19 protein-coding genes are annotated in these 21,421 nt (G+C 70.9%); 10 read left to right on the top strand and 9 right to left on the bottom strand.

Annotation, left to right across the window (positions count from 1 at the left end):
- Positions 1-111: 111 nt before the first annotated feature.
- Positions 112-687 carry a TerD family protein gene (locus ACIOJD_RS15590; RefSeq protein WP_401913163.1) on the top strand — a complete coding sequence of 192 codons (576 nt, stop codon included), beginning with the start codon at positions 112-114 and terminating at the stop codon, positions 685-687.
- 154 nt (positions 688-841) lie between these two features.
- On the opposite strand, the gene ACIOJD_RS15585 is transcribed toward ACIOJD_RS15590, so the two are convergent.
- The 3 genes from ACIOJD_RS15585 to ACIOJD_RS15575 all read right to left on the bottom strand — a co-directional run bounded on the left by ACIOJD_RS15585 (position 842) and on the right by ACIOJD_RS15575 (position 3,378).
- Entirely contained in the window at positions 842-2,143 is a 1,302-nt protein-coding gene (locus tag ACIOJD_RS15585) for a cation:proton antiporter (protein ID WP_401913160.1), read from the bottom strand.
- Between the two features lie 7 nt (positions 2,144-2,150).
- Positions 2,151-2,636: a cation:proton antiporter regulatory subunit gene (locus ACIOJD_RS15580; protein ID WP_401887873.1), complete on the bottom strand. Its 486-nt coding sequence runs from the start codon at positions 2,634-2,636 to the stop codon at positions 2,151-2,153.
- Positions 2,637-2,988: 352 nt separating this feature from the next.
- The gene (locus tag ACIOJD_RS15575; protein WP_401913157.1) at positions 2,989-3,378 is read right to left on the bottom strand and encodes a DUF3040 domain-containing protein; all 390 of its coding nucleotides are present in this window, start codon (positions 3,376-3,378) and stop codon (positions 2,989-2,991) included.
- 199 nt (positions 3,379-3,577) lie between these two features.
- Between ACIOJD_RS15575 and ACIOJD_RS15570 the strand changes: the two genes are divergently transcribed.
- The 3 genes from ACIOJD_RS15570 (at position 3,578) to ACIOJD_RS15560 (ending at position 6,266) form a co-directional block, all read left to right on the top strand.
- Positions 3,578-4,546, top strand: a complete 969-nt coding sequence (locus ACIOJD_RS15570) for a HAMP domain-containing sensor histidine kinase (RefSeq protein WP_401913154.1) — start codon at positions 3,578-3,580, stop codon at positions 4,544-4,546.
- Between the two features lie 2 nt (positions 4,547-4,548).
- Positions 4,549-5,208 (top strand): response regulator, encoded by a 660-nt coding sequence (locus ACIOJD_RS15565; RefSeq protein WP_401913151.1) that lies wholly within the window; start codon positions 4,549-4,551, stop codon positions 5,206-5,208.
- A 167-nt stretch (positions 5,209-5,375) separates the two neighbouring features.
- Complete coding sequence (locus ACIOJD_RS15560; RefSeq protein ID WP_401913148.1) at positions 5,376-6,266, top strand: ABC transporter substrate-binding protein; 891 nt, start codon at positions 5,376-5,378, stop codon at positions 6,264-6,266.
- A gap of 332 nt (positions 6,267-6,598) precedes the next feature.
- On the opposite strand, the gene ACIOJD_RS15555 is transcribed toward ACIOJD_RS15560, so the two are convergent.
- Together ACIOJD_RS15555 and ACIOJD_RS15550 are read right to left on the bottom strand one after the other, a co-directional pair.
- Entirely contained in the window at positions 6,599-7,012 is a 414-nt protein-coding gene (locus ACIOJD_RS15555; protein WP_401913146.1) for an ATP-binding protein, read from the bottom strand.
- 275 nt (positions 7,013-7,287) lie between these two features.
- Positions 7,288-7,434, bottom strand: coding sequence for a hypothetical protein (locus tag ACIOJD_RS15550; RefSeq protein WP_401913143.1), 147 nt, complete (start codon positions 7,432-7,434; stop codon positions 7,288-7,290).
- 332 nt (positions 7,435-7,766) lie between these two features.
- Between ACIOJD_RS15550 and ACIOJD_RS15545 the strand changes: the two genes are divergently transcribed.
- A complete protein-coding gene (locus ACIOJD_RS15545; RefSeq protein WP_401913140.1) occupies positions 7,767-8,258 on the top strand; it encodes an NUDIX domain-containing protein in 492 nt (163 codons plus the stop codon).
- An 89-nt stretch (positions 8,259-8,347) separates the two neighbouring features.
- A complete protein-coding gene (locus tag ACIOJD_RS15540) occupies positions 8,348-9,223 on the top strand; it encodes a glycoside hydrolase family 75 protein (RefSeq protein WP_401913137.1) in 876 nt (291 codons plus the stop codon).
- Between the two features lie 83 nt (positions 9,224-9,306).
- Here ACIOJD_RS15540 and ACIOJD_RS15535 read toward each other — a convergent pair whose 3' ends face one another.
- Positions 9,307-10,836: an amino acid permease gene (locus ACIOJD_RS15535; RefSeq protein ID WP_401913134.1), complete on the bottom strand. Its 1,530-nt coding sequence runs from the start codon at positions 10,834-10,836 to the stop codon at positions 9,307-9,309.
- A gap of 194 nt (positions 10,837-11,030) precedes the next feature.
- The gene (locus ACIOJD_RS15530) at positions 11,031-12,047 is read right to left on the bottom strand and encodes a hypothetical protein (protein WP_401913131.1); all 1,017 of its coding nucleotides are present in this window, start codon (positions 12,045-12,047) and stop codon (positions 11,031-11,033) included.
- Between the two features lie 527 nt (positions 12,048-12,574).
- Here ACIOJD_RS15530 and ACIOJD_RS15525 point away from each other — a divergent pair.
- From ACIOJD_RS15525 to ACIOJD_RS15510, 4 genes are all read left to right on the top strand, one after another.
- On the top strand, positions 12,575-14,065 hold the full coding sequence (locus ACIOJD_RS15525) for an FGGY family carbohydrate kinase (protein ID WP_401913128.1): 1,491 nt from the start codon (positions 12,575-12,577) through the stop codon (positions 14,063-14,065).
- 114 nt (positions 14,066-14,179) lie between these two features.
- Positions 14,180-15,607 (top strand): FAD-dependent oxidoreductase, encoded by a 1,428-nt coding sequence (locus ACIOJD_RS15520; RefSeq protein WP_401913125.1) that lies wholly within the window; start codon positions 14,180-14,182, stop codon positions 15,605-15,607.
- On the top strand, positions 15,604-16,986 hold the full coding sequence (locus ACIOJD_RS15515; RefSeq protein WP_401913123.1) for an NAD(P)/FAD-dependent oxidoreductase: 1,383 nt from the start codon (positions 15,604-15,606) through the stop codon (positions 16,984-16,986). Before ACIOJD_RS15520 ends, ACIOJD_RS15515 begins: the two co-directional genes overlap by 4 nt.
- A 444-nt stretch (positions 16,987-17,430) precedes the next feature.
- Positions 17,431-19,167 carry a TIGR03767 family metallophosphoesterase gene (locus ACIOJD_RS15510; RefSeq protein ID WP_401913120.1) on the top strand — a complete coding sequence of 579 codons (1,737 nt, stop codon included), beginning with the start codon at positions 17,431-17,433 and terminating at the stop codon, positions 19,165-19,167.
- Here the strand turns inward: ACIOJD_RS15510 and ACIOJD_RS15505 are convergent.
- Positions 19,157-19,732, bottom strand: a complete 576-nt coding sequence (locus ACIOJD_RS15505) for a TetR family transcriptional regulator (RefSeq protein WP_401913117.1) — start codon at positions 19,730-19,732, stop codon at positions 19,157-19,159. The genes ACIOJD_RS15510 and ACIOJD_RS15505 overlap by 11 nt on opposite strands.
- 98 nt (positions 19,733-19,830) lie before the next feature.
- Positions 19,831-21,285 carry an MFS transporter gene (locus tag ACIOJD_RS15500; RefSeq protein ID WP_401913114.1) on the bottom strand — a complete coding sequence of 485 codons (1,455 nt, stop codon included), beginning with the start codon at positions 21,283-21,285 and terminating at the stop codon, positions 19,831-19,833.
- Positions 21,286-21,421 lie beyond the last annotated feature (136 nt).

Raw genomic sequence — 21,421 nt, 5'->3', positions numbered from 1 at the left:
GGCCTCCCCCGCGCTCGTTCCGCCGCCTCACCAGCACCCTTCCCTCCACCTTCTACAGTGTTGTAGATTTTGTTTGCGATCATCGATTCGGTTCAGCTCAGGAGGAGCAGCGTGGGAGTTTCCCTGTCCAAAGGCGGCAATGTCTCGCTCAGCAAGGAGGCACCTGGACTGACGGCTGTCCTTGTCGGCCTCGGCTGGGACGTCCGGACGACGACCGGCACCGACTACGACCTCGACGCCAGCGCCCTGCTCTGTGACGAGTCCGGCAAGGTCGGCTCGGACCGGCACTTCGTCTTCTACAACAACCTCACCAGCCCGGACGGCTCGGTTGAGCACACCGGCGACAACCTCACGGGCGAGGGCGAGGGCGACGACGAGGTCGTCAAGGTGAATCTGGCGGGCGTGCCGGCCGAGGTCGCCAAGATCGTCTTCCCGGTCTCGATCCATGACGCCGAGAACCGCGGCCAGAGCTTCGGCCAGGTGCGCAACGCCTATATCCGTGTGGTCAACCAGGCCGGCGGCGCCGAACTGGCCCGCTACGACCTGAGCGAGGACGCGGCCACCGAGACCGCAATGGTCTTCGGGGAGCTGTACCGCAACGGCGCGGAGTGGAAGTTCCGCGCGGTCGGCCAGGGATACGCCGCCGGACTCGCGGGGATCGCGTCGGACTTCGGCGTCGGGGTCTGACGCCGGACCGGAAACGGAACCCGAACCGGAACCAGCAGGGCACCGGAACCAGCAGGGGCACAGGACGCCGGCCGAGCGTCCTGTGCCCCTTTCGCCGTCCCCGAGGGCTCGTACACAGCGGGAGAGATCCCGCCCGCTCGCCCGTGAGGACCGCTCAACCGCGAGAGGGCGCCGTGCCCTTCGGTTCCGGCAGGGGCGTCTCGGGCGCCTCGGGCGTCTCGGACACCTCGGACGACGCCGGGTCGCCCACGGCCGGTGCCGCGGACGCGGAAGCCGTACCGGAACCGGACGCGGGAGCGGAGGCGGACCGCCGGAGGATCCGCCGGGCCAGGGGCTCGGTCCAGCGGGCGGCCAGCGGGCCGAGGATCACCAGTATGAGGACGTACGCGGTGGCCAGCGGCCCGATCCGCGGCTCCACACCGACCGCCAGACCGGCGATGACGATGGAGAACTCGCCGCGCGCCACCAGCGTGCCGCCGGTACGCCAGCGGCCGGCCGTCCTGACTCCGGCCCGTTTCGCCGCGTACCAGCCGGTGCCGATCTTCGTCAGGGTGGTGACGGCGGCCAGGATGAGGGCCGGTACCAGGACCGGCGGAATGGCGGCCGGATCGGTGCTCAGGCCGAAGAAGACGAAGAAGACGGCGGCGAACAGGTCGCGCAACGGGGCGAGCAGGTTGTGCGCGCCCTCGGCGACCTCGCCCGAGAGCGCGATACCGACGAGGAACGCGCCGACGGCCGCGGAGACCTGGAGTTCCTGGGCCACTCCGGCGACCAGGACCGTGAGGCCGAGGACGACGAGGAGCAGCATCTCCGGGTTGTCGGAGGAGACCGCGCGGCTGATCAGCCGGCCGTGGCGCAGGGCCAGGTAGAGGACCGCGCCGACCGTACCGAGCGAGATCAGCAGCGTGAGGCTGCCGCCCGCCAGGCTGAGGCCGGCGAGCAGGGCCGTGAGCAGTGGCAGATAGACCGCCATGGCGAGGTCTTCGATGACCAGAACACCGAGGATGACCGGCGTTTCACGGTTGCCGAGCCGTCCGAGGTCACCGAGGACCTTGGCGATCACACCGGAGGAGGAGATCCAGGTGACACCGGCCAGGGCCACCGCGGCGACCGGCCCCCAGCCCAGGATCAGCGCGGCGGCGGCGCCCGGCACGGCGTTCAGTACGAAGTCGACGATGCCGGAGGGGTACTGGGTCTTGAGGTTCGTGACGAGTTCGGATGCGCTGTATTCCAGCCCCAGCAGGAGCAGCAGCAGAATGACGCCGATCTCGGCGCCGGTGGCGATGAACTCCTCACTGGCGTTGAGCGGAATCAAGCCGCCATGTCCGAAGGCGAGCCCGGCGAGCAGGTAGAGCGGAATGGCGGAGAAACCCACTCGACCGGCAAGCCGGCCGAGTATCCCGAGGCCCAGGATGATGGCCCCGAGTTCGATGAGCAGTGCGGTGGTCTCGTGCACGGGACCCTTATCCTCCGGTGATCAGTTCGGCGACGGCGTCCACGCCCTCCCGGGTACCCACGACGACGAGGGTGTCTCCCAGGGCGAAGCGGAAGTCCGGGGTGGGCGAGGGGAATGCGTCGGTGCGGCGCAGGACGGCGACGATGGAGGCGCCGGTGCGGCTGCGCACCTGGGTGGCGCCCAGCGTCCTGCCCACGTACGGGGACCGCTTGGTGACCGGGATGTGCTCGGTGAGCAGATCGATCTCAAGATGCTGGTGCAGATGCGCGACGGGGTCGGGCGTCAGGAGCTTGGAGAGGGCGGTCGCCTCGTGCGGGTCGAGGGCCGCGGCCTCCTTGCAGTTGTCGTCGTCCTCGGGATCGTGAAAGGCGAGAATGCGCCGCCCGTCCTGGTGCACGACGACCGACAGATGCTTTCCCGCCTCGGTGTTGAGGTCGTAGCGGGTGCCGACCCCGGGCAGGGTGGTCTTGCTGACGTGAGCTGTGGGCTCCATAGGAACGGCTCCATGCGGGCGTGGCGTGAGGGAATGCGGGCATGAGGGCCCCTGGGCGCGCGGCAGGCCGGACGCGCCGCCCACCGCCGGACAGGGATTCTGCGTCACGCGCCGCGGGGCAGCACCGGTAAGGGCACCCGCGACGGGACTGACGCCGCGTCAGTCGGCCGCGCGCGGGGAATCGACAGGGGTGCGCGCATAGGAACCGCCCCCTCAGACCCGCGTATTCGGCCGACCGCCCAGCATCTCTGTAATGAGTGCCCCATCGCTCAAGAGAGCGCTGGTCACTCGCACACCATTTTAACGTAAAATAAAATGTGCTATTTGTCGTTTATGAGATGAAGACGGTCATTCAATCTGTCGTGGTCCGGCCTTGGTCAGGGGCAGACCACCGGCCCCGGTCGGGATCGAAGCGGTGTCCGGCCGCCCCCGCCAGCACCAGTCCGCCCGCGATGAGCAGCCCGTGGCCGATGACGATGCCCAGGGCGAGTCCACCGAGCGCGACCACCAGCATGAGCCAGGTCGTGCCGTGCCGGTACTCGCGTGGGCGGCACGGGAGCCCGTGCTCGAAGGCGTGGGCGAAACGCGGGTCGTCCTGGCGCAGTTGCTCGGCCAGGTCACCGAGCCGTCGGTCCTCGTCGGCCGCCATGGCGTTCCTCCCCGCGCGGTCGGTCGCGTACGCGTGGGCCCTCACCCGGCGTCCCTGCCCCTCGGCCCCGCGTCCCGCCGCGCCGGTGTCCACGCTGGTTGCCGCGCCTCCACGATCACCCGGCGCGGCGCCCGGCCGCCATCGGCGTCAGCACCCAGATCCGGGGGTGCCCGACATGCAGACGCGGCCGGCGTCGCCCAGGGGGAAGGACGAGTGTGGGGGCGATTGTCGTATCGCTCACCGCGGGCGGGCGATAGTGGGGGCGTCGTCCACGGCGAGGAGGCCCTGTTCCGTGTCCCTGTTCTGGCGGATCTTTCTGCTCAACGCCGCCGTGCTGTTCGCGGCCACCGCGCTGCTGCTGCTCGGCCCCGTCACCGTCTCCGCACCGGTACTGCTCACCGAAGCGCTGATCATGGTTCTGGGGCTGGTGGCCATGCTCGTCGCCAACGCCGCGCTGCTGCGGATCGGGCTCGCTCCGCTGCAACGGCTCACCCGGGCCATGACCACGACCGACCTGCTGCGCCCCGGTCGTCGGCCCGCGGTGTCGGGACATGGTGAGATCGCCGGCCTGATCATGACGTTCAACACCATGCTCGACCGGCTGGAGGCCGAACGGGCGGCCAGCAGTGGTCTGGCGCTCCGGGCCCAGGAGGCGGAACGGCGCAGGATCGCGCAGGAGTTGCACGACGAGGTGGGCCAGACCCTCACCGCGGTCCTGCTGGAGTTGAAGCGGGTCGCCGACCGGGCACCCGCACCGCTCAGGGCCGAGTTGCGCCACGTACAGGAGACGACGCGGGACAGCCTGGACGAGATCCGCCGGATCGCCCGTCGGCTCCGCCCCGGTGTCCTGGAGGAACTGGGCCTGGTCAGCGCCCTCAAGGCACTGACCAACGAGATCACCACGCACACCGGGCTGTCCGTCCGGCTCGGCTTCGACGCCACGCTGCCGCCGCTGGGACAGGATGTCGAACTGGTCCTGTACCGGGTCGCCCAGGAGGGTCTCACCAATATCGTCCGCCACGCGGACGCGCGGCGGGCCGAACTCGCGCTTGAACACACGCCCGTGGGTGTGGAGTTGTTCCTCGGCGACGACGGCCGGGGCATCGGTACGGCGCCGGAGGGCGCGGGCATCCGCGGGATGCGGGAACGCGCCCTGCTCATCGGCGCCGAGGTCTCCGTGGGGCGCGGTCCCGGGCGCGGCGGCGGGACCCACATACGACTGCGCGTGCCGATCGGCGACGAGAACCAGAGGAGCGACTGACCATGGCCGAGACGGCAAAGACCCGCATTCTCCTGGCGGACGATCACGCCCTGGTCCGCCGGGGAGTCCGGCTGATCCTCGACAACGAACCGGACCTGACGGTCGTCGCCGAGGCGGGCGACGGCGCCGAGGCCGTCGGGATGGCCCGTGCCCACCGGCCCGACCTGGCGATCCTGGACATCGCGATGCCGCGTATGACCGGCCTTCAGGCGGCACGCGAACTCTCCCGGATCCAGCCGGAGACGCGCATCCTGATGCTCACGATGTACGACAACGAGCAGTATTTCTTCGAGGCGTTGAAGTCCGGGGCGAGTGGCTACGTTCTCAAATCCGTTGCCGACCGCGACCTGTTGGAGGCATGCCGGGCGGCGATGCGCGACGAACCGTTCCTCTACCCCGGGGCGGTGACGGCCCTGATCCGGAACTATCTCGACCGGGTACGGCAGGGCGACAGCATCCCGGACAACGCCGTCACGCCGCGCGAGGAGGAGATCCTGAAGCTGGTGGCCGAGGGACACACCTCGAAGGAGATCGCCGGCATCCTGCTCATCAGCGCCAAGACCGTCGAGCGCCATCGCGCCAACCTCTTGCAGAAACTCGGGCTGCGGGACCGTCTCGAGCTCACCCGTTACGCGATCAGGGCAGGTCTTGTCGAGCCGTAGGGCGTGTCCACGAAGTGCGCCCGCGGGAAAGCCCTCTGGCCGCGATATACGCACCGTAAGAGTCCGGGCGCCCCGTGTTGGGCATGGAGTCGGTGGCACCCGTGCGAACCCGCGCACGAGTGCCGCGCACAAAACACCGCACCAACACGAGCGGAACGAGGCGAGACATGAACCCGGGCAACAGCTGGGAGTTCACCGACGACCGCGGCCAGCTGGCCGTGTCACCACACCACCCGACCCGGGTGGTGGCCTACATACAGGCGGGCGCGACGCTGTGGGACCACGGTCTGCGTCCACTGGGAATCTTCGGTTCCCACCATGACGGGGACGCCCCCGACCCGGCGAAGGCGGGCGAGCTTCCCCTCGCCGGCCTGCGTACCTTCGGCGCGGGCGGCGCTCTGGACCTCGATGCTCTCTACGCGGCCGAGCCGGATCTGGTGGTCGCCGTCAGCTACGGCGGCGGGCAGGTGTACGGCATCGACCCGGAGGCGGCCAAGCATCTGGAGGAGCAGCTGCCCGTCGTCGTCCTCGATGTGGGCAAGGAGCGGTCGCTCGACGGCATCAGGGACCGGTTCACGGCGCTGGCCGCCTCTCTGCGTTCGCCTCGCCGGCCGACCGCGACGGAACTGGAGCGTGCTCAGGCCCGGTTGCGTACGTCGGCGGCGCGGCCCGACGCGCCCCGGGTACTGGCTCTTTCGGCGGCCGGACCGGACACCGTGCATCTGGCCCGGCCCCTGAACTGGCCGGATCTGCGGGCGCTCGGCGAGCTGGGGGTGGGACTGATCGATCCCGAGGCGGGATCCGGGTCCAACTGGCGTACGGTCGAATGGTCCGAGGCCGCCGCCTTCGAACCGGACATCGTGCTCACCGACGTCCGCGCGAACGCGACGCCTCGCGAGCAGCTCCAGGGCAACGCGCACTGGCGTGCCATCGAGGAGCGGGCGCGGTTCGTGGCGTGGAATCCGGAGACCCCGGGCAGTCACCACGCGCACGCCCGGTACTTCGACACCGTCGCGGACGCCATCGACGGAGTCGTGGCGGACAACCAGGCGCCATAGCCGGGAGCGCGGGGGCGCAGGAGCGGATGCAGTGGCGGTGGCGCAGGCGGCGGTCTGCTTCACCGGGAGGCTCCGCGTGGGCGCAGCCGTACGCTCGCCCGTCCCGCGCCACGCAGCATGGTCCCGGCCTGTGCGAGCGTCTCCCCCTTCGGCCCCGGAGGGGAAGGACCCGAAACGGAAGCTCTCCGGCCGCGCGGCCGGAGAGCACGCCACGCATTCCGCATTCCTGTTGACGCACCGCGCCCGAGCGCCTTGCATGTGCGGCGCCTCTCTCACCTCAGCCGCCTTAGCCGCCTTAGACAGGCTCAGCAGGCTCAGCAGGCTCAGCAGGCTCAGCAGGCGAGGATCGCTTGAACGGTCTTGCCCCCGCCCGGAGTTCCGAGCACGGAGAACCGGCGCGAGAGTTCGCGGACCATCGCGATGCCCCTGCCGCCCTCGGACAGGATGTCCGCCTGACGCAGCCGTGGCTGTACGGGGCTGCGGTCGTGTACCTCGACGGTCACCCGTCCGCTCACCACGCTCAGTTGCAGCCGGCAACAGCCGCGTCCATGGCGGGTGGCGTTGGTGACCAGTTCGGAGACGACCAGCGTCGCGTCCTCCACCTGGTCCGCGGGCACCCGTTCACCGCAGCCGCGGTTGAGGTAGGCGGCCGTCAAATGCCTCGCCCAGCGGGCGGACGTCTCCGACCGGGGCAGGATGTACGTGGCCCGTGCGGAACGCCGCCGGGCGTGCCCATACGCACGCATGGAAATCACTCCCTCCGTCAAGGACCGGCACCCGCTCCGGACGGGCCTGCCGTCGGATGGTTCCTGTACAAGGTTCCCGCACAGCGACCGGTCCGTCCGCTGTCTTCTGCTGGTGCCCGGTTATGTGATCGGCAATCGTGTGTCATGGCCTCTGCCTCACAGTGTGAGACGAGCCGGCGCGAGACCGTGGCTTCTGTCCGGCGACGCCACTCGACTCACGAAGGCCAGGAAGGCCAAGAAGGCCACGAAGACACAGTCCGGCGCCGGACGCGCCCTCAGCGCCTTCCGCGCAGCTTGCCGAGCAGCTGACGGGCCTGGGCACGCTTCCTCGGATCGGCGGAGGCCCGCCGTACCTGCTCCGTCACACGTCGCCCCTGCGGGCCGCGGGCGAACTGCTTGATGCGCTCGATCATTCCGGGCATGTCATCTCCTGCGCTTCGAGAGCCAAGGCGGTCTTCACCCGCCTACCCAGGGATGGCCGGGCAACGCCTGGCTCAGGCGGCTCAGGACCTGGTCAACGGCCGGGCACCCCCGAATGGCGCAACAATTCATACGATCAGACCGACGGCTCATTCGATCGGACCGGCAGCGTCACTCCAAAGCTCCGGCGTGTCACTCCACACCGGCACCCCGGCCCTCTCCGCACGGCGCCCCGTTCCTCTCCACACGGTGCTCGAACCGACCGGGCCGGGCGCGCCCCCACCCCCCGGCCCACGAATGGCGACGCGATCTGCCCGCGCCCAGACTTGACCGCATGTCGGGCAAACGAAGCGCGGGCCTTCTCCTGTACCGGGTCACGGACAGGGGCGCCGACGTGCTTCTCGGGCACATGGGCGGGCCGTTCTGGTCGGGCCGTGACGCCGGTGCCTGGTCGATTCCCAAAGGGGAGTACGGCCCGGAGGAGCGGCCGGAGGCCGCCGCCCGCCGGGAGTTCCAGGAGGAGCTGGGTCTGGCGCCGCCGGAGGGACCGTGGACCCCGCTCGGCGATTCGCGCCGAGGCGGCAAGACGGTCACGGTCTGGGCCGTCGAGGGAGATCTCGACCCGGCACAGGCGGTGCCCGGCACCTTCACCATGGAATGGCCGAGGGGGTCGGGAGTCCTGCGCGAGTTCCCCGAGCTCGACCGGTTCGTCTGGTTCCCGCTGGAAGACGCCGTGGAGCCGCTGGTGGTGGGGCAACGGGTGTTCCTCGAACGGCTGGGCCGGTGCATACGCGACGGCCACCGGACGTCACCGCCCAGCCGCTGACGTCGGTCCCGAAAACCCTCTCCCCGTGCCCTCGCCTGCCCCCGGAGCCGCTCAGTCCCGCCGTCCAGCCCAGGAAAGGCATCTCCCCCGTGCACCCTCGCACCCCCGCTTGCATCGCCGTCGGTACCGCGATGCTGGCCGCTGTCGTCGTACTCCCGGCCCTGACCGACCCCCCGAAAGCCCCGCCCACCGCGGCGCCGCCCCTCGACGCGTCGCCCGCCGAGCCGGCGCCCACCGGGTTTCCGCCGGTCTCCCTGCCACCGGACACGGATGGCGCGGCAGGTCCGCCCGCCGGAAGGGAGCAGCCGGCCAAGCGCACGGTGTCCCCCGAGTCCGGCGAGTCCGGCGAGTCCGCGAAGCTCGCCGACTCGGTCGAGGAGAGCCCGGTCACCGCGGCGGCGCTGCTCGCCAAGGCCGGCCGCTGCGAGCAGATCTCGAAGGGCGGCTATCGCGCCGACGACGACAGTCCCGCCTCGATCCCCGTCTGCGACGCGAAGGGTGCCGTGTTCTGGAAGGCCGATCTGGACATCGACTGCGACGGTCAGGTCACGGCGCGGTGCAACAGCCGGTCCGATCCCTTTTTCCAGCCCACGACCGCCTATACACGGTCCGACGGCCACCCGCTCAATGCCGAGGAACTGCCGTACATCGTCGTGCCGACTCCGAGCCGGATCTGGAACTACCGCTCGTCCGGCATCCGGGGCGGCTCGGTCGCGGCCGTCATCCACGGTGACAGGGTTCAGTACGCCGTCGTCGGCGACACCGGACCGCCCGGGATCATCGGAGAGGCGTCGTACGCCGCGGCCCGCGGGCTGGGGATCCTCACCGACCCCGCGGGCGGCGGTGCGAGTTCGGGGGTGACGTACGTCCTCTTCAAGAACTCCAGGATCTCCCCCATCGAAGACCGCCGGTCCACGGCCCGGGTCGGCACCGAACTGGCGAAGAGGTTCCTCGAGGAGAACTGAACAGGCGGGGGCCGGCTCTCGGGCCGGTCCCCCGCCGCCGCCTGCGTGATCGACCGGAGGGGCCTGAACCATCCGGACAGGGACTAGACAATGCTGTCGGAGATCTCCGACTGCTCACGAGCGTTGCCGTACGCCTGCGGCGTGCTGTACGAGCCACGGGCCAGGTACCACCACACGGTCGCCAGGATCAGCACCACGGCCAGGGCGATCACCGCGTAGTTCATCGAGTCGACGGTCACCGGGTTCGACTGGGGCAGGCAGAAGAGCACGGTCACCAGAGCCACCCACACCACGGCGATCCAGCCGATCGGCTTGCTCCAGCGGCCCAGGCTCCACGGTCCCGGCTGGAAGCGGCCGCCGGCGCGCAGCTTCAGGTAGATGGGGATGGCGTACGCCGGAGTGATACCGATGACATTGATGGCCGTCACCGCGCCGTACGCCGTCGCGGAGTACAGGGACGGCAGGGCCAGCAGGCCCGCGACGATCACCGACAGCCAGACCGCGGGAACCGGTGTCTGGGTACGGCTGCTGACGCGCCGCCACAGCGCGGAGCCCGGCAGGGCGTTGTCCCGGCTGAAGGCGAACACCATCCGGCTGGCCGCGGCGACCTCCGCGTTGCCACAGAACAGCTGGGCCACGATCACGAGCAGCAGCAGCGCCGTGGCCCCGCTGGTGCCGAGAGCGTCGATGAAGATCTGCGCGGGCGGCACGCCGGTGGCGCTGTTCTGCGCGCCCGCGTAGTCCTGGATCGCGAAGGTGAGGCCGACCAGCAGGGCGAAGCCGGCGATCCAGGAGACCCAGATGGCCCGGACGATGCCGCGCGCGGCCGTGACGGACGCGTTCGAGGTCTCCTCCGAGAGGTGCGCCGAGGCGTCGTAACCGCAGAAGGTGTACTGCGCGAGCAGCAGGCCGATGGCCGCCACATAGAGCGGGTTCTGCCAGCCGGTGTCATTGACGAACTCGGTGAAGACGAACGAGGGCGACTGGTGGTGATCGGGGAAGACAGCCAGGGCACCGACGATGACGGCCACACCGATCAGATGCCACCACACACTGATCGAGTTGAGCACACTGACCAGCCTCACGCCGAACAGGTTCAACACGGCGTGCAGCAGCAGGACGCACATGAAAATGACGAAGGTCGAGCCGGGGGTGGGCTCGAAGCCGAACCGGAGATTCAGGAAGGCCCCGGTGAACAGGGCCGCGCCGTAGTCGATGCCGGCGATCGCGCCCAGCAGTCCCAGCAGGTTGAGCCAGCCGGTGTACCAGCCCCATTTGCGCCCACCCAGCCGGTCGGCCATGTAGTAAAGGGCGCCGGAGGTCGGGTAGGCGCTCGTGACCTCGGCCAGCGCCATGCCGACGCAGAGTACGAACAGGCCGACGCCCACCCAGCCCCAGAGCATCACGGAGGGGCCGCCGGTGCCCATGCCGAAGCCGTACAGGGTCATGCATCCGGAGAGGACGGAGATGACCGAGAAGCTGATGGCGAAGTTGCCGAAGCCTCCCATGCGGCGGGCGAGGACCGGCTGGTAGCCCAGCTCACGCAGCCTTTGCTCTTCGTCCTTCTGTGGCCCGGGATCGGGCTTCGACCAGACCGGTGGGGAGACGGACATGGCGGTACCTCCGGTAGAGAACCAATACGGGGACGGAAAGTGGTGCGGTTCACGGGAATTCAGGTGACACAGGGTGCGCGCGGCGAGGAGGGCCGGCTCACGCCTTGTGGTCGGCAGTGCGGGTGGCCCGTGGTCCGGGCGCCGCGCGAGAGGGCGAGGCAGCGGGACGCGGAGCAGCGGGCCGACAGGGCCACTCAGCGGGACGCCCCCCTCCGCCCCTTCCTCCGCTCGTCGCGGACGCTCAGACAGCGGGTTCGGGCACGGAGGAACACCTCCTCGGCCTGTGCGGCGTCGCCGGGGCTGCGCGTCCGGTATGTCCACGGCACGGTGGCGTAGAACGGATCCAGCGCTTCGAACACCCGGGCCGCTTCGGCGAATCGGAGCGATCCCCACAGGGCGTGCGCCAGATGGTTGAGGTCGAGCAGGGAGGCCTCCGGGAGAGCCGTCCGGTCGAACCACAGCCCCAGGGCCCGCAGGGCGTCGCGCGTGGCGTCCTCCGTCACCCAGTGAAGGTCGAGCGCCTTCTCGTGTCCGTTCTCCCGGCGGTAGCGCTCCACCCTGACGAACAGCGGCAGAACGTGCAGCGCCGAGCCCACCGGCGCCGAAGAGGCAGCCCACTGAACGAAATTGAACGCTTCGGACACCGATCCGTCGGCCCGTCGCGCGTACACGAACTGGAGCATGCGGTGGTAGGCCTCGCGGTTGCCCGGATCCCGCTTGTCGACCTCGCCCAGCAGGGCCCAGGGGCCGGGGAACAGCATCGGTCCCGGCGGAGGCAGCCGGTGTTCCTCCAGCCGCTGCCGGTCGTCGAGTTGGGCCAGCGCGAGCAGACACACCCAGGGCACGGGGTCGTCGGGCGCCTGGCGTGCGGCGTCACCACACGCCTCCCATGCCCGCTGCCACAGTTCCTGGGTGCGCTCGTGACCTTCGCGGTGGGCCCGCAGGGCGCGTTCCACCATCACCCGGGTGTGCATCACGACCGCGGCGACGCTCCTGGGCTCCTCGGCACGCCACGCCTGTACGGCGTCGGAGCCGGCGGCCACGGTCGCCAGTACCTGGGTCCGCTGGGTCCACAGCGTCCAGTTGCCCGTCCCGGCGAGGAGATCACGCATCGAGAGCCAGCGTCCGGTGCGCAGATCCTGTACCGCGGCGCGCAACTCATGGTCGTGGCCCGCCGGGTGATAGACCGGGCGGGAGCGTTCGGCCGCCATCAGCTCGGCTCCGTCCGCGCGTGCGACGACCGGGCGCAACCGGAGTTGCACCCGGGCGAAGACATGGTCGTCATAGATCCTCTAGGACGGTGAGGGTGAGGTGATCCGGTTTGTCACGCAGGCACCGGCCTGCCGTGCCCACGGACAAGGACGAACTGGTCGAGGGCACCCTGTCGCTGCTCGGCGATCAGTGTAGGGGCCTGAACAGCCAGGCTCGAACACTTTGCTGATCTTTCGCAACTCTCTGTTGATCAAATAGCGTTACGCAACGAACCGGTCACGGACTCACCCATCCTTTCAGGGAGGAACCGGACGACACCCTCCGTCATCCAGCGTTCGCAGACCGCTCCGAGAGCCCTTGACGCCCGACCTCACCTGCACCACGCTTTCGCACAACGATCACAACGATCACCCACCCCACGACCGAACGGCCGCGACAGACCCACGACAGCCCCCTTGCGACCGACTCCTCGCGACCGGCTCTGTGACCGACCCCTCGCGACCGACTCTGCGACGAAGAACGGGACATGCCGCCTGCCCAGCACACGCAACAAGCACCGGCCGGCCGGCCGGTGCTCGCCATCGACCAGGGCACCTCGTCCACCAAGGCACTCGTCATCTGTCCCGAACGCGGGGTGATCGGCACGGGTACGGCCCCGGCGCCTCCCCGGTACGGCGCCGACGGACTGGTGGAGGTCGATCCGGCCGTCCTGCTCGCCTCCGTACTCGACGCCGGACGCCAGGCAGTCGCCGACGCCGGAGAACCCGTCGCGGCCGTCGGCCTCGCCAACCAGGGCGAAACCGTGCTCGCCTGGGATCGCGCCACCGGTGTTCCGCTCACCGAGGCGATCGGGTGGCAGGACCGGCGCGCCGAGCCGCTCTGCGCCGGCCTCGCCCCGTACGGCGAGCGGTTGAGGCAGCTGACCGGGCTGCCCGTCGACCCGTACTTCGCCGCGCCCAAGATGGCGTTCGTCCGGCGCGAGCTGACCCGCGCGGGCGTGGTCACCACCAGCGACTCCTGGCTGGTCCACCGGCTGACCGGCGGCGCGTTCGTCACCGACGCCGCGACCGCGGGACGCACCCAGTTACTGGACCTCGACCGGGTCGACTGGTCACCGACGGCCCTGGAGATCTTCGGACTGTCCGACGAGGAGCTGCCCCGCATCGTCGACTCGGCGGGCCCGGTCGGCACCACCACCGCCTTCGGCGGCGAGATCCCGCTGACCGGACTGCTCGTCGACCAGCAGTCCGCGCTGTTCGCGCAGGACATGACCGAACCGGGATCGGCCAAGTGCACCTACGGTACGGGGGCGTTCCTGCTCGCCCGGACCGGCGGCCGGCCGCGCCGGGGAACGAGCGGACTGGTCAGCTGTGTCGCCTGGCGGCTCGGCGGACGTACGAGCTACTGCCTCGACGGGCAGGTCTACGCGGCGGCTTCGGCCGTACGCTGGCTCACCGGTCTCGGGGTGATCGCCGGGGCCGCCGATCTCGACCGGGTCGGCTCGTCCGTACCGGACAGCGGTGGGGTCACGTTCGTCCCGGCACTGGCCGGACTGGCCGCGCCCTGGTGGCGCACCGATCTGCGCGGCTCGATGACCGGCCTGGGGCTGGACACCGGCGCCGGGCATCTGGTGCGCGCACTGGTCGAGGGCATCGCCGCCCAGGTCGTGGAGCTGGCCGACGCGGTGGCGACCGATCTCGGCTCGCCACTGACCGGCCTGCGGGTCGACGGCGGGCTGACCCGCTCGGCGCTGCTGATGCAGACCCAGGCCGATCTGCTGCAACGCCCCGTGGAGGTATCGGCGTTGCCCGACGCCACCGCGCTGGGCGTGGGCGCCCTCGCGCGTCTCGGGCTCGCCCCGGAGCTGACGACGGCGCGGGTGATCCCGGAGTGGAAGCCCTCCGCGGTCTACGAACCACGGATCGGCGCGGCCGAGGCGGCCGACCGTCTGGGCGTCTTCCGCTCCGCGGTGGCCACGCTGCTCGACCGTACTCCCCCGCCCACCCCCGGGTGTTGAGAGCGGCCCCGAGGCCGGAGCGCACCGGGCCCGGAACCGCTCGGCGATCCCCCGCCTGAAACCCGGACCTGAAGCCGGACCCGAAGCCGGACTTGGACCTGAACCTGGAGCACCATGACTGTCACGACCTCGGGCCCCCTGCCGGGCGAGGTGTACGACGTCGTCGTCATCGGCGCCGGAGTGGTCGGTACGGCCATCGCCCGCGAGCTGACCCGCTACCCGCTGCGTGTCGGGCTGGTGGAGGCGTCCGACGACGTCGGCGACGGTACCTCGAAGGCCAACACGGCGATCCTGCACACCGGTTTCGACGCCGTGCCCGGTTCGCTGGAGTCCCGGCTGGTACGCGAGGGGCAGCGGCGGCTGTCGGCCTACGCGGAGCGCAGCGGCATCCCGGTCGAACCGCTCGGCGCCCTGCTCGTCGCCTGGGACGACGAACAACTGGCCGCCCTGCCGAGGCTGGTGGCCAAGGCCGAGCGCAACGAGTATCACGAGACGCGCGTCATCGGCCCCGACGAGCTGTACGCCCGCGAGCCGTGTCTGGGCCCCGGCGCGCTGGGCGCGCTCGACGTCCCCGGCGAGAGCATCATCTGTCCGTGGACGACGACACTCGCGTACGCCACCCAGGCCGTACGGGAAGGGACCGCTCTGCATCTCAACTGCCGGGTTAAGAGCGTCACCAGCGGATCGCCCCATGAACTGGCCACCACACGCGGCCCGTTGCGTACGCACACGCTCATCAACGCGGCGGGTCTGTACGCCGACGAGATCGACCGCGCGCTCGGCCACGCCGACTTCACGATGACTCCGCGACGCGGGCAGCTCATGGTCTTCGACAAGCTCGCCCGTGACCTGGTGCGGCACATCCTGCTGCCGGTGCCCACCGCGCTCGGCAAGGGCGTACTGGTGGCACCGACGGTGTACGGCAATGTGCTGCTCGGCCCGACCGCCGAGGACCTGGACGACAAGGAAGCCACCGGCTCCTCCGCCGAAGGACTCGCCTTCCTCCGCGAGAAGGGCGCGCGGATCATGCCGGACCTGCTGGAGGAGGAGGTCACCGCCGTCTACGCCGGGCTGCGCGCCGCCACCGAGGACGACGACTACCGGATCCGCTGCCATCCCGGGCAGCGGTACGTCACGGTGGGCGGGATCCGTTCCACCGGACTGACCGCGTCGATGGCGATCGCCGCCCATGTCGTGGAGCTGCTGGCCGCCGCGGGCCAGGATCCCGGGACACCGCGGGAACTCGCCCCCGTGACGATGCCGAACATCGGGGAGGCGTTCCCCCGTCCCTATCAGCGCGCCGACCTGATCGCGTCGGATCCCGAGTACGGACGGATCGTGTGCCACTGCGAACGCGTCTCGCGCGGGGAGATCCGCGACGCCCTCGCCGGCACCGTCCCGCCCGGCTCGCTCGACGGGCTGCGGCGCCGTACCCGCGCGCGGGGCGGCCGGTGCCAGGGCTTCTACTGCGGAGCCGCCGTACGCGCGCTGTTCGCTCCCGACGGCGACGAACCATCCCTGCGGCCGGAGGTCGGACCATGAACGCGACAACGAACCCGGGCGGACCGCCGGCCGCCCCCGAGCCCGGCCGGCGACGGCGTACGGTCGATGTGCTGGTGATCGGCGCGGGTCCGGCGGGCCTCGCCGCGGCCGCCCGGCTGTCCGCCGCGGGCGCCGGTACGGTCGAAGTCGTCGACCGCGAGGAGCAGGCCGGGGGCGCCCCGCGGTACTGCTACCACTCCGGGTTCGGGCTGCGCGAGCTGCGGCGGCCGATGAGCGGCCCCGCGTACGCCCGCCACTGGTGCGACCTGGCGACCGGGGCCGGAGCGGTCCTGCGCACGGGGGTCTGCGTCACCGGCTGGGCGGAGCGCCACGGGCCCGCGGACCCGCTCGGTCACGAGAACGCACCCGGGCGCATGGGCGGATCCGGTCGCCGGGACGCGCCCACCGGCCCGAACCGGCTCGCGGTGGACACCACCGCCCCGGACGGCCTGGAGCGCCTCACGGCCGGGGCGGTCGTCCTCGCCACCGGTGCGCGCGAACGCCCGCGCGGCGCACGGCTGGTACCGGGCACCCGGCCGGCCGGTGTGTTCACCACCGGCGAGCTCCAGCAGTCCGTCCATCAGCACCATCGGCGGATCGGTCGGCGGGCCGTGGTCGTCGGCGCCGAGCCCGTCAGCTACTCCGCCGTACGCACCCTGCGCGCCGCGGGGGTCGAGGTCGCCGCGATGATCACCGACCAGCCGCGCCACCAGGCCTCCTGGGCATCGGAGCTCGACGCCCGGCTGCACCGCCGGATCCCTCTCCTCACCGGTACGACAGTCGCCGAACTGCTCGGCCGGGGCCGTCTTCGCGGTGTCGCGCTCCGGCACACCGACGGCAGGACGACGACCGTCGCCTGCGACACGGTCGTCTTCACCGGTGACTGGATCCCCGACCACGAACTGGCCAGGCGGGGCGGGATCGCCCTGGACCGGGGCACCCGGGGCCCGGCGGTCGACACCTCGTTCCGTACGGCCGCGCCCGGGGTCTTCGCCGTGGGCAACCTGCTGCACGCCGTCGAGCCCGCCGGCACCGCCGTCCGGGAGGGCCGGCTCGTCGCGGGCCCGGTGCTCCGGTATCTGACGGACGGCACATGGCCGGGCGGACAGGTGCCGGTGGAGGTGGCCGCGCCGCTGCGCTGGGTCGCGCCGAACCGTATCGACCCGCACGGCCCGCGGCCGCCCCTGGGCCGGTTCACGCTGCGTACGGCGGAACCGACGGGCCGGCTGTCGGTCCTGGTCGTCAGCCAGGGCGGGCGGGTTCTGCACCGGGAGCGGCTGCGCCGGGGAGCGGTACCCAACCGGCCGCTGTACGCCTCCGCCGACTGGATCGACCGGGCCGACCCCGGCGGAGGGCCTGTCATGATCACCCTCGGCTGAGCTGCCCCTGCCTCCGGCGGGTGGCCCCCGCCCTGTGCTTCCCGCCGGAGAAAAGAGTGGCCCCACCGGCGAAGGGGGGGGTGCGCCGGTGGGGCCGAGGAGCTCGAACGGCGGGGGGGAAGGCCGTGAGCTCAGCTCAGAAAGGCGTGTGCCCGCTCCCTCGCGGGTTATGCGCATCGAATTCGTTCTTCTTTTTTCTTCTCCGCTCTCCCCGCCTCAGGCGTCCCGCTTCCCTCTGCGGTGAACGGTAAGTGACCGGCTCCGGTCCGGCGGCCGAGGGCCCGGCGACGGTTCGCCGATCCGGTTTTTCCCGTGCGGTGATGGGCGTCGGCCGTTGGAACGTCGTTCACGCGCAGGCCACGCCGAGTGCCAAACATCAAGAAGTAGCCAGGGGGCCGTCCCCCGGCGCGCTTGCTGATGCGCTCGCACTCGGGAGACCGCCCCATGACACGGATACGCTCCGCAGCCAACGCCGTCGACCGTCGCTCCTTCCTCGCCGCGACCGGAGCGGTCGGCGTTTCGGCGGGGATCGGACTGGCGCTCGGCGCGGGTGGTGGCACGGAGGAGGCCTCGGCCGCACCCGGGAAGCCCGCCGCGCCCGCGGTGCCGGGGCCCCGTACCTCCGCCTCACCCACCCGCACCGTTCCCGCCCGTACGACGCTGGATTCGGTCGCCACACCACTCGACGAGTCCGCCGCTTTCCGGCGGCTCGGTGACGGCCCCGGCTGGGACTTGGTCGTACGGGACGAGCTCGCCTCCGGCAAGTCCGGCCGCGCCGAGCGCCGTACCGTGCTCAGCTCGTTCGTCCAGCTCACCGATCTGCATCTGACCGATGTCCAGCACCCGGTGCGCACCGAGTACATGCGCTCGCAGAAGGTTTCGGCGTGGCGGCCGCAGGAGGCGCTCACCGTGCAGGGCGCGGTGGCCCTGGTCGAGCAGATCAACGCGCTGACGCAGGGGCCCGCGACCGGAGCTCCGCTGTCGTTCGCCGTGACGACGGGGGACAACACCGACAACAACTCCCGGGCGGAACTCGACTGGTTCCTCACGGTGATGAACGGTGGCCGGTTCTCCCCCAACACCGGAGACACCCGGCAGTACGAAGGCCCGCAGAATTCCGGCGAACGGCTCTACTGGCACCCGGAGGACGGCCGCCGGGACACCGACAAGGAGCTGGGCTTTCCCCGTATCGACGGGTTCCTCGCCGCCACGATCCGCTCCGTGAACAGTCCGGGACTGCGGATACCGTGGTACTCGACCGCGGGCAACCACGACGGCCTGGCCAGCGGCGCCATCGCCGACAGGTCCGGCTTCCTCGCGGAGTTCGCCGTGGGGTCACGGAAGTTGTACGACGTTCCGGACGCCGACGCGACGCGGCTGATGGAGATCATCTCGAAGGGCGGCGACCCGACCGGGACGGCGCTGGTCGAGTTGCTGCGCGACTCGAAGCGCCGGATGCGCTCCATCACCCCCGACCCGAGCCGGGCACCCTTCACCCCGCGCGAGTACCTGAACGCGCACCTCGACCCGAAGCGGGCGGGGAACGGACCGGCCGGTCACGGCTACACCGCGGCCAATCTCGACGGCGACACGCTCTACTACACCTTCCCCATGGGGGAGAACGTCACCGGCATCAGTCTCGACACCACCGACCGCGCGGGGCACTTCACCGGCTCACTCGACACCACCCAGCTGAAGTGGCTGGAGCGGACGCTCAAAGAACTCCGGGACGGATACGTCGTCGTCTTCAGCCACCACAACAGCTGGACGATGACCAACACCCACCCCGATCCCGCCCACCCCGGCGAGGCCCGGCACAACGGCGACGAGGTCCTCGCCCTGCTCAAGCAGCACCGCAATGTGCTGGCCTGGGTCAACGGGCACAGCCACCGCAACTCCGTCCTCGCGCACGACACCTTCTGGGAGATCTCCACCGCCTCCCACATCGACTTCCCGCACCTGGCCCGGGTCATCGAGATCGCCGACAACGGGGACGGCACGCTGTCCCTGTTCACCACGCTGATCGAGTCGTCGGCGCCGCACCGCACCGACTTCGAGGATCTCTCGCAGACCGGCCTGGCCGCGCTCTACCGGGAGTTGGCGCTCAACGCGCCGGGCGCCACCACCAAGCCGGCGGGCAAGGCGGCCGACCGCAACACCGAATTGCTGCTCAAGCGCTGATCAGGCGCTGGAGTCCGGGACCGTACAGATCCGCCAGCCGCTCGGGCGTGGCCCGCGCGCTCGCGCCCGTGCGTCGCAGGCTGAGCGTGGCTCCCAGGCCCAGGAGCTGGCCGGCGATCAACTCGGCCCGCAGGGTGCGCTCCTGACCGGTCAGGAGCGCGGCGAGCCGCTGGATGATCTGCTCGCCGAAGCGTTCGCGCAGCAGGGTGCGTTCGTCGTCGTCGCCCAGCGAGAACACCACACGCAGCAGTGGATCTCCCTGCTGCTCGCGGCGGCTGCGCACCAGGGTCAGCACCAGGTGCCTGCCCAGCCCGTCCAGGGGCGCGGCGAAGAGCCGGTCGGCCGCGGGGCCGAAGTCGGCGATGGTGTTGAACAGCCCTTCCTTGGTGGCGAAGTGCTTGACGATCAGTGAGGCGCTCACTCCGGCGTCGGCCGCGATGCCCCGCAGGGTCACCTCGGCGTAGGGGCGGAAGGCGAACGCGCGGCGCGCGGCGAGCAGAATCGCGTCACGGCCGGTACCCGGGTCCGTGGGAGCCGCCGTTTTCTCGGTTGCCTGCCCGTTCATACGCCTTCCCGCCCGTTCCCCGGTCGTCCTGCCCGCACAGGTCTCTTCATGGGTCTTCCCGCTCCTTCATACGTCTCCGCGCCCGTCTCCCTGCCCGTTCACGCGCCCTCCTGGGCGAGCGTCCGGTCCGGCTCGGTCTCACCGGCACTCCGGCGCCGCTGACGTGGCAGACACAGCGTGACAGCAAGGGCGAGCACCGCCGCACCACCCGCGATGAGGAAGACCAGCAGGTAGGCGTGGAGCGTCGGGGCCGTACGACCGCCTGCCTCGAAGGTGACATTGGCGAGAACGGCCGCGACGGCCGCGCTGCAGAAGGCCTGCCCGACCGACCGCATCAGGGTGTTGAGTCCGTTGGCCGCGCCGGTCTCACCGACCGGCACCGCGCTCATCACGAGCGCGGGCAGCGCCGAGTAGGCGATGGCCGTCCCCGCGGCGACGACGGTCGCGCCGAGGATGATCGTCCACAGCTGATGGCTGGTGAAGAAACGCACCACATAGCCGACGGCCAGGATGGCGGAGGCGAGCGCCAGGGTGGTCCTGGGGCCGTGTACGGCGGAGATCCGGGCGGACACGGGCGACAGGGCGACCATCGTGAGACCGCCGGGCAGCAGGCACAGCCCGCTGACGACGATGGACGCGCCCAGGCCGTAACCGGTGCTCGTGGGCTCCTGCACCATCTGGGCGGTGGACAGGGAGTTGGCGTAGAAGGCAAAGCCGATCAGCAGGGCGGCGATGTTCGTCAGCAGCACCGCGGGCCGCGCGGAGACCCGCAGGTCGACCATGGGGGTGCTGGCGCGCAACTCGTAGCGGCCCCAGAGCAGTCCGATCACCACGGCGAGGACGGGCAGCCCGAGGGTGCCCGCGGACGTCCAGCCCCAGTCGCCGCCCTGGGTGACCGCCAGCAGCAGACAGACCAGAGCCGCGGACAGGCCGAGCGCGCCCAGGGCGTCGAAGCGGCCGCGCGAGCGCAGGGGCGACTCGGGGACGCAGAGCAGTACGAGCACGATGTCGAGCAGGCCGAGCCCGGCCGACGCCCAGAACATGGTGTGCCAGTCATAGTGCTCGACGACCAGGGCGGCGACGGGCAGTCCGACGGCCGCGCCGATGCCCAGGGTCGAGCTCATCAGCGCGACCGAGGGCAGCACACGGTCCGGCTGGAGTTCGTCGCGCATGATGCTGATGCCCAGCGGCACGACGGCGAGCGCGGCGCCCTGGAGCGCGCGGCCCGTGATGAGCACGCCGATGTGGGAGCTGACGGCGCACAGCACGGAGCCGGCGACCAGCACCGCGAGGGAGGCGAGGAGCACCCTGCGCTTGCCGTACATGTCGCCGACCCGTCCCAGTACGGGGGTGCAGACGGCCCCGGTCAGCAGCGTGATGGTGACCAGCCAGCTGGCGGCGGTGGGGGTGGCTCCGGTGAGCGCCGGGACATGCGGCAGAAGGGGGACGACCAGCGTCTGCATGACGGCCACGACCACACCGCAGAAGGCCAGGACGGCGACCAGGAATCGGGGGTGCGGGGCCTCGGTGGGCTGGGATATCGCTCCGGTCATCTCGCTCCGTACGGGGTGGGGCGCGGCAGGGGTGCACAGCTGTTCACCGCCAGGGTAAACGCTTGTGCACCCCGGAGCCAGGCCGGGATGCCGGTGGGACCCGGCACACTGTTCTCGGCGGTCGCGGTCCCGTTTC

It is taken from the genome of Streptomyces sp. NPDC088116, assembly GCF_044741745.1.
In the GTDB taxonomy this organism is placed as follows: domain Bacteria; phylum Actinomycetota; class Actinomycetes; order Streptomycetales; family Streptomycetaceae; genus Streptomyces.
This window is presented reverse-complemented; position numbering and strand designations above follow the sequence as displayed.

Excerpts from the sequence above, each read along its gene's own strand:
- ACIOJD_RS15580 (WP_401887873.1), bottom strand. The coding sequence starts at position 2,636 with ATGGAGCCCACAGCTCACGTCAGCAAGACCACCCTGCCCGGGGTCGGC.
- ACIOJD_RS15565 (WP_401913151.1), top strand. The coding sequence starts at position 4,549 with ATGGCCGAGACGGCAAAGACCCGCATTCTCCTGGCGGACGATCACGCC.
- ACIOJD_RS15560 (WP_401913148.1), top strand. The coding sequence starts at position 5,376 with ATGAACCCGGGCAACAGCTGGGAGTTCACCGACGACCGCGGCCAGCTG.
- ACIOJD_RS15555 (WP_401913146.1), bottom strand. The coding sequence starts at position 7,012 with ATGCGTGCGTATGGGCACGCCCGGCGGCGTTCCGCACGGGCCACGTAC.
- ACIOJD_RS15550 (WP_401913143.1), bottom strand. The coding sequence starts at position 7,434 with ATGCCCGGAATGATCGAGCGCATCAAGCAGTTCGCCCGCGGCCCGCAG.
- ACIOJD_RS15545 (WP_401913140.1), top strand. The coding sequence starts at position 7,767 with ATGTCGGGCAAACGAAGCGCGGGCCTTCTCCTGTACCGGGTCACGGAC.
- ACIOJD_RS15535 (WP_401913134.1), bottom strand. The coding sequence starts at position 10,836 with ATGTCCGTCTCCCCACCGGTCTGGTCGAAGCCCGATCCCGGGCCACAG.
- ACIOJD_RS15530 (WP_401913131.1), bottom strand. The coding sequence starts at position 12,047 with ATGGCGGCCGAACGCTCCCGCCCGGTCTATCACCCGGCGGGCCACGAC.
- ACIOJD_RS15525 (WP_401913128.1), top strand. The coding sequence starts at position 12,575 with ATGCCGCCTGCCCAGCACACGCAACAAGCACCGGCCGGCCGGCCGGTG.
- ACIOJD_RS15520 (WP_401913125.1), top strand. The coding sequence starts at position 14,180 with ATGACTGTCACGACCTCGGGCCCCCTGCCGGGCGAGGTGTACGACGTC.
- ACIOJD_RS15515 (WP_401913123.1), top strand. The coding sequence starts at position 15,604 with ATGAACGCGACAACGAACCCGGGCGGACCGCCGGCCGCCCCCGAGCCC.
- ACIOJD_RS15510 (WP_401913120.1), top strand. The coding sequence starts at position 17,431 with ATGACACGGATACGCTCCGCAGCCAACGCCGTCGACCGTCGCTCCTTC.
- ACIOJD_RS15505 (WP_401913117.1), bottom strand. The coding sequence starts at position 19,732 with ATGAACGGGCAGGCAACCGAGAAAACGGCGGCTCCCACGGACCCGGGT.
- ACIOJD_RS15500 (WP_401913114.1), bottom strand. The coding sequence starts at position 21,285 with ATGACCGGAGCGATATCCCAGCCCACCGAGGCCCCGCACCCCCGATTC.